The 16,062-nt window shown below is 49.5% G+C and carries 14 protein-coding genes; 8 read left to right on the plus strand and 6 right to left on the minus strand.

The window, feature by feature from the left end; translation table 11 throughout:
• Positions 1-3: 3 nt before the first annotated feature.
• The 4 genes from ACN081_RS07475 to hemE form a co-directional block, all read right to left on the minus strand.
• Positions 4-1,317, minus strand: coding sequence for a ferrochelatase (locus tag ACN081_RS07475; RefSeq protein ID WP_419107416.1), 1,314 nt, complete (start codon positions 1,315-1,317; stop codon positions 4-6).
• The gene (gene hemQ, locus ACN081_RS07480) at positions 1,314-2,087 is read right to left on the minus strand and encodes a hydrogen peroxide-dependent heme synthase (RefSeq protein ID WP_419103559.1); all 774 of its coding nucleotides are present in this window, start codon (positions 2,085-2,087) and stop codon (positions 1,314-1,316) included. Before hemQ ends, ACN081_RS07475 begins: the two co-directional genes overlap by 4 nt.
• Positions 2,088-2,196: 109 nt before the next feature.
• The gene (gene hemG / locus ACN081_RS07485; protein ID WP_419107417.1) at positions 2,197-3,648 is read right to left on the minus strand and encodes a protoporphyrinogen oxidase; all 1,452 of its coding nucleotides are present in this window, start codon (positions 3,646-3,648) and stop codon (positions 2,197-2,199) included.
• A 5-nt stretch (positions 3,649-3,653) separates the two neighbouring features.
• Positions 3,654-4,775 carry a uroporphyrinogen decarboxylase gene (gene hemE, locus ACN081_RS07490; protein WP_419103561.1) on the minus strand — a complete coding sequence of 374 codons (1,122 nt, stop codon included), beginning with the start codon at positions 4,773-4,775 and terminating at the stop codon, positions 3,654-3,656.
• A gap of 157 nt (positions 4,776-4,932) precedes the next feature.
• On the opposite strand from hemE, the gene ACN081_RS07495 reads away from it, so the two are divergent.
• The 4 genes from ACN081_RS07495 to ACN081_RS07510 all read left to right on the plus strand — a co-directional run bounded on the left by ACN081_RS07495 (position 4,933) and on the right by ACN081_RS07510 (position 9,149).
• Positions 4,933-6,237: a glutamyl-tRNA reductase gene (locus ACN081_RS07495; protein ID WP_419107418.1), complete on the plus strand. Its 1,305-nt coding sequence runs from the start codon at positions 4,933-4,935 to the stop codon at positions 6,235-6,237.
• Between the two features lie 111 nt (positions 6,238-6,348).
• The gene (locus ACN081_RS07500; protein WP_419103599.1) at positions 6,349-7,011 is read left to right on the plus strand and encodes a TetR/AcrR family transcriptional regulator; all 663 of its coding nucleotides are present in this window, start codon (positions 6,349-6,351) and stop codon (positions 7,009-7,011) included.
• Positions 7,012-7,186: 175 nt separating this feature from the next.
• Positions 7,187-7,414 (plus strand): DUF3107 domain-containing protein, encoded by a 228-nt coding sequence (locus ACN081_RS07505; RefSeq protein WP_419101579.1) that lies wholly within the window; start codon positions 7,187-7,189, stop codon positions 7,412-7,414.
• Positions 7,415-7,643: 229 nt separating this feature from the next.
• Complete coding sequence (locus tag ACN081_RS07510) at positions 7,644-9,149, plus strand: DEAD/DEAH box helicase (RefSeq protein WP_419103576.1); 1,506 nt, start codon at positions 7,644-7,646, stop codon at positions 9,147-9,149.
• Between the two features lie 53 nt (positions 9,150-9,202).
• Here the strand turns inward: ACN081_RS07510 and ACN081_RS07515 are convergent, their stop codons facing one another.
• Positions 9,203-10,072, minus strand: coding sequence for a PHP domain-containing protein (locus ACN081_RS07515; RefSeq protein WP_419107419.1), 870 nt, complete (start codon positions 10,070-10,072; stop codon positions 9,203-9,205).
• Positions 10,073-10,176: 104 nt separating this feature from the next.
• On the opposite strand from ACN081_RS07515, the gene ACN081_RS07520 reads away from it, so the two are divergent.
• Positions 10,177-11,700 carry an aminopeptidase P family protein gene (locus ACN081_RS07520; protein ID WP_419107430.1) on the plus strand — a complete coding sequence of 508 codons (1,524 nt, stop codon included), beginning with the start codon at positions 10,177-10,179 and terminating at the stop codon, positions 11,698-11,700.
• A gap of 125 nt (positions 11,701-11,825) precedes the next feature.
• Here the strand turns inward: ACN081_RS07520 and ACN081_RS07525 are convergent, their stop codons facing one another.
• Positions 11,826-12,701 carry a general stress protein gene (locus tag ACN081_RS07525; protein ID WP_419107420.1) on the minus strand — a complete coding sequence of 292 codons (876 nt, stop codon included), beginning with the start codon at positions 12,699-12,701 and terminating at the stop codon, positions 11,826-11,828.
• A gap of 184 nt (positions 12,702-12,885) precedes the next feature.
• Between ACN081_RS07525 and ACN081_RS07530 the strand changes: the two genes are divergently transcribed.
• Genes ACN081_RS07530 through ACN081_RS07540 form a run of 3 tightly spaced genes read left to right on the plus strand, consistent with a single transcriptional unit; the run spans position 12,886 to position 16,030 of the window.
• The gene (locus tag ACN081_RS07530; RefSeq protein ID WP_419103579.1) at positions 12,886-14,205 is read left to right on the plus strand and encodes a magnesium transporter MgtE N-terminal domain-containing protein; all 1,320 of its coding nucleotides are present in this window, start codon (positions 12,886-12,888) and stop codon (positions 14,203-14,205) included.
• Positions 14,198-14,851, plus strand: a complete 654-nt coding sequence (locus ACN081_RS07535; protein ID WP_419103580.1) for a DUF1003 domain-containing protein — start codon at positions 14,198-14,200, stop codon at positions 14,849-14,851. The genes ACN081_RS07530 and ACN081_RS07535 overlap by 8 nt, the downstream gene beginning before the upstream one ends.
• A 36-nt stretch (positions 14,852-14,887) precedes the next feature.
• Positions 14,888-16,030, plus strand: coding sequence for an Mrp/NBP35 family ATP-binding protein (locus ACN081_RS07540; protein ID WP_419107421.1), 1,143 nt, complete (start codon positions 14,888-14,890; stop codon positions 16,028-16,030).
• Positions 16,031-16,062 lie beyond the last annotated feature (32 nt).

Here is a 16,062-nt window from a genome sequence, read left to right on the forward strand (position 1 = left end):
GTTTTAGTCCTCCGTAGTCTTCATATGGTAGGTTGCAATCGTTGCTCGATGTTGTTGAGCACGTGCTGGTTTACAGCATTGAGGGTCGCATTCGTCGAACCATCCGCGGTTAGAGCAACCACCAAAAAGTGGCTCTTTGGGTGCGGTAAACGGTGTTGAGTTTGCAGATTGTACGCGTTCTTGGATGAGCTGACGCAAAGACTCAACGTAGGCCGGATGAGTTCCGGGTGTTGGTGTGCGTACCGCTTCAAAGCCGAGATTTTTACAAGTGTCTAGAGCTTCGGTGTCTAAGTCCCATTTGACTTCCATATGGTCAGAGACAAAGCCCAGAGGTACGAGGACGATGCCATCAACTTGACCTTCGAGGGCTTCTAGGGCGTCGTTGACGTCTGGTTCTAGCCATGGCATCGATGGGGGGCCCGAACGGGACTGGTAGACCAGTTCCCAATCAACGTTTTCGAGGAGTTTTGAGTCAAGTTCAGAGACTTTTTCGAGGACTCGTCGAGCCACTTGAAGATGTTTTTCGACGTAGGCGGAGCCGCCTTCGTAGTCGACATCTCGTGGTCCGGCTTCGTTCGCTGCGCTGGTTGGTACGGAGTGGGTGCAGAACATGATGCGAATAGCGCCGTTTCCAGCAGCAGGGTCGGTGTTCTGCGCAATTTTTTGGTGAACTTCTCGTAGTCCGTCTACAAGTCCATCGACGAAGGCTTGCACGAACCCTGGTGCATCATAGAACTGACGGATTTTATCAATCTGAAGTTTTCCTTCTAGTTCAAGTTTTTCTAATGCCATACCGTAATCTTCACGGTATTGACGGCATGAAGAATAACCAGGGTAGGCGCTTGTGGCAAGTACCAAAATTTTTCGTGCACCGTTATCGTAGGCTTCTTGTACTACGTCGTTGACGTAGGGTTTCCAGTTACGATTAGCCCATGTGATGGGGATGTGTGGGCCTTTTTCTTGAAGGGCCTGTTCAAGGGCATTCAAGAGTGCACGGTTTTGTTCGTTGATAGGTGAGATACCGCCGTTGGCGCGGTAGTGTGTTGCGACTTCTTCGAGTCGTTCGTCGGGGATGCCTCGTCCTGCCGTGACGTTTCTCAGGAATGGGATGACATCTTCTTGCCCTTCAGGGCCACCAAAGGATGAAAGAATCACCATATCGTAGGGTTGTGGTGCTTTGTTACGAGGGCGTGAGATCTTTTCTTCGCCGTGGAATGTTTCGATGGTTGTTGCATCGAGTACGGCAGGTCCGTTGCTAGCAGTGTTGTTGGGGTCGGTGACGTTGGGGGCTACGTCATGTGGTAGTCGGGTGCTCATGCAAGAACTCCTGCAATTTCGTGGGAGGGAATACGGCGTCCGGTGTAGAAGGGGGTTTCTTCGCGGACGTGTAGACGGGCTTCAGTGTTTCGGAAATGACGCATAAGGTCGACGAGGTCGACGAGTTCGGGTGCTTCAAGGGCGAGAACCCATTCGTAGTCGTTGAGTCCGAATGTTGCGATGGTGTTGGCTAGTACTTGGGGGAAGTCGTAGCCTTTCATGCCGTGATTTTTGAGCATTTCAGCACGTTTTTCGGGGTTCATGTAGTACCACTCGTAGGAGCGAACAAAGGGGTATACGCAGACCCAGTCTTGTGCTTCTTTACCGAGTGCAAATGCTGGGGCGTGGCGGCGTGTAAATTCTGCATCGCGGTGTACGCCCATAGTGGACCATACAATCTTTGTTTCAGAGAAAACGCTGGTACGGCGAAGTTTGCGGATTGCTTCTTGGAGGTCTTCGGGGACTTCGCAGTGAGCCCATACGAGGATGTCTGCGTTATCACGCATGGCTGATACGTCGTAGAATCCGCGAATGGTTACGCCTTGTTCTTCAAGAGCTGAGATTACGTGGTTGAGTTCTTCTTCAGCTTCGGGAGTTTGTGCTTGGGTGTTTGTGGCTCCGGTACGTGCAAATACGGTGTATAGCGCGTAGTAGAGTTTATCGTCTCCTTCAGCTGGTGCTCCCGGAACTTGACCTTGAATTTTTGATGAGGTTGCATCTGAGCCGTGTGTGTGGGAGTAGTTTCCATGTGAGCCATGTTGGTGTGACATGTTTTCCTTCCTCAGAGGTTCCTCTCTATCAGGTGTGATGGGGAGAAACCTAGTTGTTGTGTGTTTTACGGTGAATCTCGTGGCGTTAGGTAGTTGTAGCGTTGAGGTTCTATCCGATGTTGTTTTGTTCAATAAAGTTTTTGAGGGTTTTGCGGGTGTCTGCGGTGACGGCAGCTAACCCGTTTCCGCTGAGCCATGCGCCAACAGCGGTGACATTATCTAGTTCGGTGAGTGCGCTGCGGAAGCTTTGTACTGTTGTACGGTGTTCGGGGCTGGCTGTAGGTAAGGACCCTTTCCATCGCACGACGTCTGCTGCGAGGAGCTGGTTTCGTGAGATGGAGACGTCAAGAAGTTTTTGGGCATCGTGGATGGCCAAGGTGATGAGTTGGTCGTCGTAGAGTTTGACTTCTTGTAGTGGGCTGGTGTCTTGTCCTCTGCCGTAGGATAGGCGTAATACGTGTCGGTGTGGTCCTAGTTTTTCGCTCATCCATTCCCATTTAGCGCTGGCGTGGGTGAGCGCTTTGGCTCGTACTGAGGTGACTTCTTCGCTAACGAGCACTCCGGTGCCGCGTGGTCGGGAGTCGAGCTCTGGTTGTTCGATGATGAGTGTTACGAGGGCGACTTCTGGTCCTGCTGAAATTTGGGGTAGGTCTGCGTTGTTCAGGTGTGATCCGAGCATTCGAAGAGTTGAAGGCCCGTCTGATGCCATGACGAGGTATTTTCCGTGGATGGCGGCAGCTTTTTCACCGATTTCGGGTTGGCGTTGGATAAGTGTCCAGAGGTTATGGCAGTGATCGCGGTCGACGGCGATGGCGTCGTAGCCGGTGAGGATACGTACTTTACGTCGCAGGATATCGTCAACGAGCGCTTCGGATAGCTGGTGCATACCGCCGATGAGTCCTGCGACTTGTGCTCCGGCTGGGGAGCTTTTACGTAGTGATGCTGCCGCGGTAGCAAGAGAACCGTAAGTGCTTAACGCTTTTTTGAGTCCTGGTGCAACAGAATCGATGTCGAGGTGGTCGGGGTGTGTGGAGTGGACGCCAGAAACGATGGGTGAGACGAGTCTGTCGAGCACTTGTTGTCCCATGCGCACGCGTACAAGGTCGCCAAGGGTACGCGCGTTTTCCCCTGCGGAGGCGGGTAAGAAACGGTCGAGTTTAGCACGTCGTAGACCGCTTCTATTCATAATTTTTTTGAAGTCAGGGTCGTTGAGGTCTCCGGGGATGCCGAGAATCCCTGTTCTTGGTGCTTTATGTGTCCCGTTGGGGAGGCAAAGCCAAGAGCCGTCTTGCCGTGGCGTGACGATTTTTTCGCTGATATTGAGTTCTTCGAGTAGCTCGCTGACGGCGGTGGTTCTTGTTGCGTAGGATTCTGCGCCGGAGTCGAGAACGAGTCCATCGAGTTGGTGTGCGCCTACTGCACCACCGAGATGGTCTTCTTTTTCGACCAGGGTGACTTTGAGTCCTTGTTGAGCGAGTTCTCGGGCGGCGAGTAGTCCGGAGATTCCACCGCCGACGACGATTGCGGTTTCTTTAGGGGAACGAGTATCGACAGGTGACATTGTTCTTAGGCTACTTCCCGAGCAGTTTGAGTGTGAATGTATTCCACGAGGCGGGTGAGTATTTCAGGCTCTGTTTCTGGTGGCACGCCGTGTCCAAGATTGACGATATGCGATGGGGCACAAGCGCCTTCAGCGAGGACGTGGTCTACGTGTTCTTTGAGGACGTCCCATCCTGCGCTAAGTAGTGCAGGGTCGATGTTTCCTTGAAGTGGTACTCCCCCACCAAGACGGTGTTGGGCTTCGGTCAGGTCGAGACGGTAATCTACGCCGATGACGTCGGCTCCGGCTTCGTGCATAGCTTTGAGCAGTTGTGCAGTTCCGGTACCAAAGTGGATTCTAGGAACACCGTAATGTGCCACGCTCTGAAGAACGTGGGCGGAGTGGGGTTGGATGTAGGTGCGGTAATCGCTTTCGGAGAGGGACCCTGCCCAAGAGTCGAAGAGTTGGATGGCGCTGGCGCCTGCTTCGATTTGTGCTTGAAGGAATTGTCCTGCGGTTCGGGCTGCCCATTGTCCGAGTGCATGCCAAGTGTCGGGGTCTGAGTGCATCATGGTGCGTGGTCGTAGATGGTCTCGGGAGGGTCCGCCTTCAACCATATAAGCGGCGACGGTAAATGGTGCTCCGGCGAAACCGATGAGCGGTGTGTCGCCGAGTTCTTTGACGGTTAGGCTGACTGCTTCTCGGATGGGGTCGAGTGCGCAGTCTTCGAGTTCGGGGAGGTTTTTGACGTCTTCAGCGGTGCGTACTGGTTGGGATAGTACGGGGCCTTTGCCAGGGACGATGTCTACGTCTACACCGGCTAGCTTCATGGGGACGACGATGTCGGAGAAGAAGATTGCGGCGTCTACGTTGTGGCGTCGTACGGGTTGCAATGTAATTTCGCAGGCAAGTTCTGGGGTTAAACATGCCTCTAGCATGGGAATACCTTCACGTACTTTTCGGTATTCGGGTAGGGAGCGTCCGGCTTGCCTCATGAACCATACGGGGTGGTGTGAGCCTTTTTGTCCGGTGAGGGCTTTGAGCATTGGTGACTCTGCCACGCCTGTAGTTTTGAGTGGGTGAGTGGTGGGAAGAGAATCTAGCTGGTGTGTGTTCAGTAGTTCTCGTTGATTCAAAGTGCTACTCATGTTTCCCATTGTGCCAAATTATTGCGCATTGTTTGCCGACACCATGTCATTCTTTGCTGGTATCTGCTGGTTGAGAGGGGAATCTACGAGGAAAAATAGTGATATTTCCCGTTTTTATTCGCGTCTGAGGGGCAAACATGTTTATGATAAGTCAGTCGTGACTATATTTACGCTCGTTGCATCACACAAGACTGTAGATTTGAACACCGTGGCATTATTGGCCAACGGTGCTAGTGTTGCGCTCAAAAATGTTTCGGCGCAGCGGGTTCGAGGAAGCGTTGTTCTTTCGACGTGTAACCGTTTAGAGATTTATGGGGAGCTTGCTGTATCCCCCGGTGCAACGTCTCAGCAAATACAGCTGATATTAGAAGAAACTTCACAGGAAATATATCGTGGCATTGCCGACCAGTCTTCTTTAGCGTACGAACTTGTTGCAAGCAGTTTTGAAGTGTTCACTCAGCATGGGGCCGTCAAACACTTATTTACGGTAGCGGTTGGTTTAGAGTCGGCAGTGGTTGGAGAGCGAGAGATTACCGGACAGGTACGTCGAGCTATTGCTACTGCACGCGAAGAAGGCACAGCCACCGGTAATTTAGTGCGGCTTTTTGATCGTGCTGCTCGCACTGCTCGAGAGGTGGGTCAGCAGACTCTGCTTGGTTCTCAAGGGCGTTCAGTTGTTTCGGTCGCTCTCGATTTAGCGTATGAGCTATCAGAGTTAGCGTGGGATGCCCGTCGCGCACTCATTATTGGTACTGGCGCTTACGCTGGTGCTACAGTTGCGGCTCTGAGAGAGCGTGGTTGTCAAAATATTAGTGTATATTCTTCCTCTGGTCGTGCAGCTACTTTTGCCGACAAGCGCTCCATACGAGCTGTTCCTGAGGGCGCTCTTCACGAAGCTCTCAAAGAAGCAGATATTCTCATTGGGTGTTCTGGTTCTGCCGCTCCGTTGAGCGCTGATGAGGTTCCTGCAGGGAAACGCATTATTCTCGATTTGGCGTTGAGTAGAGATTTCGCTCCAGATGTTGCAGATATGCCAGATGTTGAGTTGATTACGTTGGAGACTGTTCGTCTGGCTGCCCCCAACGAAACTCAAGATTCTATTGAACTTGCCCACGCAATTGTGGACAATGAAGCTGCTCATTTTGCGGTACAAGAGAAGGCTCGCAACGTAGATGCTGCTATTGTAGCTCTCAGGGAACATACGATGTCTATTTTGGACAATGAACTGCAGAAGGTTCGCAACCAGTATGGGTGTGGTGCTGCCGTAGACCAGTTAGAGCTTACGATGCGGCGTATGGTGAAATCACTACTTCACACCCCTACGGTCCGTGCACGTTCTTTAGCCAAAGACGGTCGTGAAGCTGATTACGTTGCAGCTCTTGAAGCGCTCTACGGTATTGAGGTAAACACCGCAGAGCCCTCTCATCTTCAGATGGAGCAAAAACATAAGGACGCCTCCTAACTGTCATGGACGATACCTCTCATACAGAGGTATCAGCCATTCACGGTAGATGTCTATGCCCTTATCACTCGTCCGTTATTTAGATAGATTCAGGAACAAGCGTTGAGTTCTGTGACCGTTGAGCCACTCCAAGAACCAGATTCACATGATCGGCACTATTCCTCAGGGGACAAGCGTCTGCCGAAGGAACTACGACGACAACATCTGGTATTAAGTGCACTACGTATTTTTTCTTCTCAGGGATACCATACGACGACAATGAATCAGGTTGCGTCAGCTGCCGATGTCACGAAGCCGGTACTTTACCAGCATTTCAAATCAAAACGAGAGCTATATCTTGCTGTACTAGACGAACAGATTAAAGAGCTCACAGAACGCCTAGTTCGCCCCTTATACGACACCCAAGATAACCGTGAGCGAACAGAACGTGTTATTGGTGCTTTCTTCGAGTTCACGCGCACTAATCTGCAGGGTTATCGGCTGATTTTTGAATCTGATATTCACAGTGATTTAGCTGTTCAACAGCGTATTGATGACCTTCATCTACATATCGCTAATCATATTGCGCAAGTGTTAGAGCCTAATTCTGGTCTAGCCGCACAAGAAGCAGTGCTCATTTCACGTACACTAACGGGGATGGCTCTATCAGCAGTACAACATGCTTTGCAACAAGGTGCTCAGGACCAAGAGCTTGCTCGTGCACAAAATCTCGTTTTTCGCTTAGCGTGGGGAGGGCTACTCTGCATTGATGACGATTCTGTCTATGACGGTTAGTCCTCTGCCCTTTTCACTTCTATCAGGTTTTTGTTCAGAAGATTCAAGAAGGATTCTTCTACGTGATTTATTGTAGGGGTGGTACGCTGAGGGTGATATTTCTAGGTGTTCTTGTCTTCACCTTTTAGAATGTCTAGAGACATGACCGGTAATTTCCGTTGTTTAAGGAGCAATTATGGACGTTAAATTTGGTATTAGAAATATGCCTCGCGAAGTAGTTATCGAGTCCGATAAAGACCCTGTTGAATTGCGTCAGCTCATTGCACGCGCCATGGATAAAGGTGAGGTTCTAGAGCTAGAAGACGATAAGGGTAACGTCGTATTGATTCCTGGAGATAAAATCGGTTTCGTTGAAATTGGTTCAGAGACAAAGCGTCGCGTCGGCTTTAATTTCTCAGCATAATACGCCGTTGATATAAACGGTGTAGACGATAGTGGAGGGCCTATATTTTTAGGCTCTCCACTTTTTTCTCTTCAGCTTTGTTAGAATGGCTAAGATAAGACGGTTGTCCGGTCGTTATCCACCAGTAATGTTTAGTAGTGTCACCTGCTGAGATAAGGTGACTTGTTCTCTCACGATCGGCGTACCTCCATAGTTGCGCTTTTGCGCCTTTTCTACAGGAAACACATACGTGAACCAAGACCCCAAGACTTTTGCCGATTACGGACTACGCGAAGATATTTGCCAAGCTTTAGCTGAACGTTCCATCATTCATCCGTTCCCTATTCAGTCTCTCACGTTGCCTGTTGCTCTCGCCGGCAATGACATCATCGGGCAGGCACAAACAGGTACCGGCAAAACTCTAGGTTTTGGTCTGCCCGCAATTCAACGAGTCATCGGCCCCGAAGATCCCCGTTGGGATTCGTTACGCTCCCCTGGCTCCCCTCAAGCGCTAATTATTGTTCCAACTCGTGAGCTTGCTGTTCAAGTAGGTGACGATCTCTCTGCTGCGGCAGCAGGTGCGGGAGTTCGTGTTGTGACGTTATACGGTGGTGTTCCGTATGAACAGCAAGTTAAACTTCTTGACCGCGGAGTTGAGATTATTGTTGGTACGCCCGGCCGACTCATTGATTTACAACGCCAGCAGAAGATGAATCTTTCGCAGGTAAAAATTGTGGTTCTTGATGAAGCCGATGAGATGCTTGATTTAGGGTTCTTACCCGATGTTGAAAAAATTCTTGCAAGTTTGCCCGAGATTCGTCAGAGCATGCTTTTCTCGGCAACCATGCCTGGGCCTGTGCTGACCATGGCACGCCGTTATATGCGTAAACCAATGCATATTCAAGCGCAGTCTTCCGAAGATGAGTCGTTGACAAAGGCGTCTATCCGTCAAGTTATTTATCGTGCTCATCCTCTCGACAAAGATGAGTTAGTGGGTCGAGTTCTGCGCGCCAATGGGCGAGGACGTACCATTATCTTCACCAAAACAAAACGCTCTGCAGCAAAACTTTCTGATGAGTTACAGAATCGTGGTTTCCGTGCGGGTGCTCTTCACGGCGATTTGCCTCAGGTCGCACGCGAAAAAGCATTACAAGCGTTTCGTGATAATACCGTTGATGTCCTTGTCGCTACAGATGTAGCAGCCCGAGGTATTGATGTTGATGACGTCACTCACGTGATTAATTTTCAGTGCCCCGACGACGAAAAAACCTATGTACACCGTGTGGGTCGTACAGGCCGTGCCGGTCATACTGGTACCGCAATTACTCTTGTTGATTGGGAAGATATCCCTCGTTGGTCTCTCATTAACAAGGCCTTAGAGTTGGGTGTTCCAGAGCCTGTAGAAACGTATTCTTCTTCTGAGCATCTTTTCCGTGACCTTGATATTCCTGAAGGCACTCGAGGTAAGATGCCTCATGCTCAGCCTAAGGATTCTGATGCTTCTGCTCAACGTTCACCGCGCAGAGGCGAGCGCCGCTCAGAACGTTCTTCCTCTTCTTCTCGTCGTTCGCAGAATAATGGGCAAAGGCAGCGTCGCCCTCGCCGTCAAGAGCATGATAATACGCGTTCAGACTCCCCCGTTGTGGAGAAAGATGCTTCTGGTCGTTCACGACGTCGTACCCGGGTAGAGGGCGAGCAGGCTCCGCGTCGTCGTCGGCGCAAACGTATCGTTAATGATGGTGATTCACAAGACTAGCCTGTATTGATTGGGGCGGTGTTCTTAACCCAAGGTGTTATGGGCGCCGCCTTTTATATTGTTTGGGTGTGTTGAGGTGGGGTGTTCTTCTGGTGGTTCTGCCGGATGATTTCTTTGATACGTTCGACGGTTTGGGCTGGTGTGGTGTTTTCTGCTAGTCGGTTAGGCTTTCCGGCGCCGTGGTAATCGCTAGAGCCAGTTATGATGAGGTCATATTTTTGGGCAAGTTTTTTGAGCCAGTTGCGGTCTTCTTCGTTGTTGTCTCGATGATAGATTTCAAGTCCGCTTAGTCCGGCCTCAATCATCTGTTCTATGAGCTCTGCAGAGGCAACTTGTCCGCGGATACGAGCACGGGGGTGTGCCATGATGGGTACTCCTCCGGCAGCTTTAACCATGGTGACGGCGTCAACGGGGTGTACGGCACGGTACGGAACATAATATGCTGAGTGGTCTGCCAGTAATCCGGAGAAGGCTTCGCTGCGGGTTCTGATAATGTTTGCGTTCACGAGGGCGTCTGCAATGTGGGGTCTGCCGATAGTTGCTCCTGGTGATGCTTGAGCTAAGACGTCTTCCCATGTGATGGGGTATGTTTCAGAGAGTTTTTGAACGATTCTTTGAGCTCGTGTCCGGCGAGAGGTGCGAGCCTGCGTAATATGTTTGTTCAGGACGCTATCGTTTTGTTGATGTCCGTAGCTTAGTAGGTGTACGCTAAGCGGGCCGATAGCGCACGAGATTTCCATACCTGGTAAGAAGTCTAGTCCCCAGTCGTCAGCATATTTTTGTGCACTTTGCCACCCTGCGGTAGTGTCGTGATCAGTGAGGGAAAAACCTGTTAATCCGCAGTGAGCAATTTCGGCGACGAGTTCTTGTACGCTCTGTGTACCGTCTGATAGTACCGAATGAGTATGCAAATCATATGACATATTTCTATCTTAGGTTGCTTGTCTATGACAAAGATAGGTGTATAGATACCTCTGAACGTATTAGAGTTGTATCTATGGTTACTGATGAACATAAATCTTCTGATATGACAGATGAACAGCCCCTTGAGCAAAGAGTGAATAATCGCTCTCAGCCTCCCCAGTCTGAAGCTTTTATTGAGTTTATGGCCTCATATTGGGCGCCCGATGAAACACCATTACCTGAACGTGCAGAAGTAGCAGATTATGCGGCTGAACGTCGCGCCCGTATTTCACGCCTTTTCCCTGGTGAGCGTCTTGTGATTCCTGCTGGTGCTTTTAAAGTGCGTTCTAATGATACCGATTACCGGTTCCGTCCTCATTCTGCCTTTGCGCACCAAACGGGTCTTGGGCTAGACCAAGAGCCTGATGCTGTACTCGTTTTTGAACCAGTTGAGCAAAACCACGGAGATAACGGTTCGCATCACGAGGTGACGCTTTATTTCCGGCCTCTTGCTGGACGAGATAGCGCACAGTTCTATGCTGATCCTCGCTATGGTGAATTCTGGGTTGGTCCACGCCCTACCCTCGCAGCGGTGGAAGCAGAGTACGGTATCCGTACCGCGGACCTTTCGGAGTTAGAAGTCGCTATCACGAAGAATGCTGGTAGTCAGGCGCTTGGCGGTATTAATATCCGTCTTGTGCGTAACGTCGACTTAAATATTGACGCACTCGTTGATACCTCTCGTTATAACACTGGGGTGGATTTAGAGAAAGCTGACCAGACCGATGCTCTTTTGACAGAGGCTCTTTCTGAGGCGCGTCTTGTTAAAGATGAGGTGGAGGTCAAGAATCTTCGTCGTTCTGTACAGCACACTATTGAGGGCTTTGAGAATGTGGTTCGTGCTCTGCCTCGGGCGGTAGGCCATCATCGTGGTGAGCGTGTAGTTGAGGGTGCTTTCTTTGCAAAAGCACGTGAAGAAGGCAACGATCTTGGCTATGACACTATTGCGGCGTGTGGAAATAATGCCACTATTTTGCATTGGATTCGTAATAATGGTTCGGTTGATGAGGGAAAGCTGATTCTTGTTGATGCTGGCGTAGAAGATGACACTCTATATACTGCTGACATCACTCGAACGCTACCGGTGAGCGGGCGTTTTACTGAAGTGCAAGCAAAGATTTATCAGGCGGTTCTTGACGCTGCTGATGCGGCTTTTGAAGTAGCTGTTCCTGGTCGCCGGTTCCGTGAGGTTCATGAGGCGGCTACTGCTGTCTTAGCAGAGCGTCTTGAACAGTGGGGTTTGCTTCCTGTATCGGCAGAGGTTGCTTTGTCAGAGCAGGGAGGTCAGCATCGTCGTTGGATGCCTCATGGGACAAGCCACCATTTAGGTCTTGATGTTCACGATTGCGCTCAGGCCAAACGTGAGCTGTATCTTGATGGTGTCATTGAGCCGGGTATGGTGTTCACGATTGAGCCAGGGTTGTATTTCAAGGAAGAGGACTTAGCTATTAGTGAAGAATACCGTGGTATTGGTATTCGTTTAGAAGACGATATTCTCATCACTGAAGAGGGTCCGGTGAATCTTTCAGCAGATCTTCCACGTACTGTTGCTGAGATTGAACAGTGGATGGATTCTTTGCGTTCATAGCAGAGGATTATGCCAACGGGGTGTGGGGTGTTCACCAGATATGGTGAACACCCCACACCCCGTTTTATGGTGATGGACAGTTGTTCCTCAGCTTTTCAACTCACCAGTTCAGATGATTCTGGTAGTTATTCTTGAGTACCAGCACTGTTGTTGTGAGGTTTGGTGTTAGAAGGTTGCGGTTGAGGTGGCGTTGATTGCCCCGGCTGACGGATTGCTTCTTGAAATTGTTCGGGGTTTTCGATGCGGATTCCGTAGCGTCCAGTTCGTTGTTGGGAACGAATTTGTTCAATGCGTTCGTTAGGTTCTGGTGCTGGTGGTTCTTGCCGAATCGTTTGTGCGTATTCCTCGGGGTCTTCTATTCTCAAACCAAATTTTGATGAAGATTCTTTTTGAGGGCTGTTAACGGTGGGAGAAGGAATCGGCTCAGCCGTTTTGTGTGGAGGAAGGGTGTTTCCGTCAAAGCTCTGTGGTGGTGTGGGCGGACTAAAAGGTACAGGGCCTTCTGGTGCCATTGGTGTAGGTTGAGGGCCTCCGAGGATATGTTGAGCTTGTCCTGCGGTGCTGGGGTGAGCCATCAGAATATATTTTTGAGGAACTAATTGTGCTCGGGTTTGGAAGTTTCCTTGTTTATTGCTTCGAGAATAAGACAGAACACCAAAAATCATCCATACAGCGATACCTAATGGGATGGAAGATAGTAGGTTAGCGGCGAAGTTTCCGTTACTCAATAATGCGGTAGCAAGACCGATGAAGGCACCAAAAAAAGCACCTTGAGCGGCAGAAGCTAAAGCAACTTTCGGATAAGAGAGTTTGTTACCAAGAAACTCGATTTGTTTCAGTCCTTCTCCTTGAATGAATAAGGTTCGTAGCGGGAAGTTGGCGTTGTTGAGGGTGTTGAGTGCTTGGTTGAGTTGCTGTCGGTTGTTGTATTCTCCAACGGGGATTCCTTCGGGAAGGTTATCTGTGTTCGAGAGAATTGCTGATATGTTTTGTTCGTCCATGCTCTATATTTTCGCGAAGTCACCTTAGTATTTCCTGAAAAAACGGCGAGTATCGCAAGTGGCGAAAATTTTTCCCTACATGGTGTCGTATTCAGAGCTGTTTTGAACTAAAGATTATCCGTTTCTTGTCACAGATAGGCTATGGTCTCTTCAAAAATTGGTGAGAACGCGTAGTCTATTAAGGGTGAGTACAACACCAAATAAAATTTTTATTGCCCGCCTACTTGGTATGGACGTTTTTGACCCTATGGGTGACCGTCTTGGTCGTCTACGCGATGTTGTTGTGCTCAAACGAAGTTTTGGGCCTTTAGCCGTCGCCACAGGAAGTATCTCGCAACGTGGTAAAGAACCTATTGTTGTGGGTATTGTGATTGAAGTACTCGGCAAAAAACGTATTTTTGTGCCGATGACTCGTATCACCTCTATCGATTCTGCTCAGATTATTTGTACGGGACTTGTCAACCTTCGACGTTTCGAACAGCGCGGTTCTGAGGCGCTTGTGGTTGCAGAAATTTTTGACCGTAAAGTTCGTTTGACAGATGGTTCTGGAGAAGCAACTGTTGAAGACGTTGCAATGGAACAGCGACGTAACGGTGATTGGTTCATCTCAGAGCTATTCATCTCACGTATCCCAGAAAATGGTGGCCTACTACGTCGCCGAAAAGCTACCCTTGTTGTTGATTGGGATGAGGCGATTCTTTCAACTGATTTAGAACCTCAAGCAGCGACAACATTCGTTGCTAATCATGAGCATGCTAATGCTGCAGACTTGGCAGACGCTATCCATGAGATGAACGATAAACGTATGGTTGAGGTCGCTCATGAATTGCACGATGATCGCCTTGCAGACGTTTTGCAAGAGCTACCTGAAGATGATCAGGTTGAGATTCTTTCGCATCTGGATGTTGAGCGTGCGGCTCAAGTTCTTGATGAGATGGAGCCAGACGATGCAGCTGACTTGCTCAATGAACTATCTGATGCGCAACGTGAACAGCTATTAGTTCTGATGGAGCCAGAAGAAGCAGAAGATGTTCGCCGTCTACTTGAGTATGAAGAGGGAACAGCCGGTTCGTTGATGAACCCGGTGCCTATTATTCTCTCCCCTGAGGCTTCTGTGGCTGAGGCTTTAGCACATATCCGACAAGAGGAGATTCCTCCGGCAATGGCTGCGGCAGTGCTCGTTGCTAGACCGCCGTTAGAGACTCCTACGGGTAAATATTTGGGTATGGTGCATATGCAACAGCTGTTGAGGTATCCGCCCAGTGAGCAGGTCGGTAATCTTTTAGATTCTTCCATTGAGCCAGTCTCAGATATGACCAGTCTTGAAGAGATTTCTCGTGTATTAGCAACCTATGATTTGACTATTTTGCCAGTCGTTAATGAGTCACAGCGTCTTGTTGGGGCGGTGACTATTGATGACGTTCTAGATGCGCTCTTACCTGAGGACTGGAGAACATACGATGATGGCACACCCATTCGAAAGGTAGGTCGCCGTTTTGAGTGAGAAAAACCGCGAACGTCATAATGACCGTCTAGCAACTCCCCAAGCTGCTCGTCATCGTATCGCTACCGGGGGGAAGCCGAATCCTGATCGTTTTGGGCGTGCTACCGAAGCTATTGCTCGTTTTATGGGAACTCCACAATTTATTTTGTGGATGACCATTTTTTGTACGCTCTGGCTTGGGTGGAACACTCTAGCCCCAGATGAGTTACAGTTTGACCCTCGAGCCTTGAACTTTACTCTTTTGACGTTGGCGTTATCTTTACAGGCTTCTTATGCTGCTCCGTTGCTTCTGTTAGCGCAGAACCGTCAAGATGACCGTGACCGCGTGATTGCTGCTCAAGACCGTCAGCGAGATCAGCAAAATCTTGAAGAAACGCAGTACCTTACTCGTGAAATTGCGTCTTTGCGTATTGCTCTTCGTGAGGTGGCAACTCGTGATTATGTACGTAGTGAGTTGCGTGATGTGATGGAAGAACTTCAAAAATTGCAGCAGGCTCTAGATCGTTCAGAATCTCAGGGGTTAGAGAATAGCCCTGAAACGCAGTCTATGAAGATAGTGACGGAAGATATGAGCACTCCTAAACGACGTTTGTCTCAGATTAAAGTCAAAGATGTCGATGAGCTTTCGCAAGAACATGGCGAGTAGTCTTCTGTTGTTTTCTGTATTTTTCTAAGGATATTGATGTCTTCTATCGACGAAACACTATACGAGGCGTTGTGTACGGTCCATGACCCAGAACTTCGTCGCCCGATTACCGAGCTTGGGATGGTCGAGAAGGCGTACTTTGAGCAGGGCGTTGCTCATATTCACGTTTTATTGACGATTGAGGGTTGTCCGCTTAAGACAACGATTGAGCATGATATTACGCAGGCGTTATCTGTTATCGAGGGTGTCCAGCAGGTTCAGGTTCATATTGGGTATATGAACCCTCAACAACGGCAAAAGTTACGGAGTACGTTGGGGCATAAGTCTAAGAATCCGTTTAGTGCTGAGGATTCTTTGACTCGTGTCTATGCGGTGGTCTCAGGTAAGGGCGGTGTGGGAAAGTCGTCGATGACGGCTAACCTTGCGGCATCTTTTGCAGCTGATGGGCTATCGGTGGGGGTCGTTGATGCTGATGTTCATGGTTTCTCTATTCCCAGTCTTTTTGGTATTGAACAAGCTCCGACACGTTTTGAAGATATGATTCTTCCGCCGGTGGTCTCTGTTCCAGAGAATGTTTCGGGGCAGGGTTCTGGCTGTGTCAAAGTCATTTCTATGGGCATGTTTGTTGCTGGTAATAAGCCGGTGGCGTGGCGTGGTCCGATGCTTCATCGTGCTTTAGAGCAGTTTTTGACTGATGTTCATTTTGGCGCTATTGATATTCTTCTTCTTGATTTACCGCCGGGTACGGGTGACATTGCTATTTCGATGGCTCAGCTTTTACCGACAGCAGAGTTGGTGTTGATTTCTACTCCGCAAAGTGCTGCCGTTGATGTTGCAGAGCGTGCTGGCACGATGAGTGTTCAAACTCAGCAGAAGGTTGCTGGTGTTATTGAAAATATGGCAGCGATGCGTATGCCGGATGGGTCGATGCTTGATATTTTTGGTGCAGGAGGCGGTGTGAAGCTTTCTGAGCGTCTTTCTGCGACATTAGGGTATGATGTTCCGCTTCTTGGTTCTGTGCCTTTAGATGTCTCTCTACGGACGGGAGGGGACGTCGGTGTGCCTCTGGTCTGGGCTGATACGAGCTCAGAAACGGCTCAATCTATTAACCGTATTGCTCGTCAACTATCGCATCGTGCGCGGAATTTGAATGGTAAACCGTTACCGTTCAACGTCTAAGGAGGTTCTTCTCTAAGAATAGTAAGGTTTTC

It is taken from the genome of Rothia sp. P13129, assembly GCF_048512865.1.
Taxonomy (GTDB): Bacteria; Actinomycetota; Actinomycetes; order Actinomycetales; family Micrococcaceae; genus Rothia.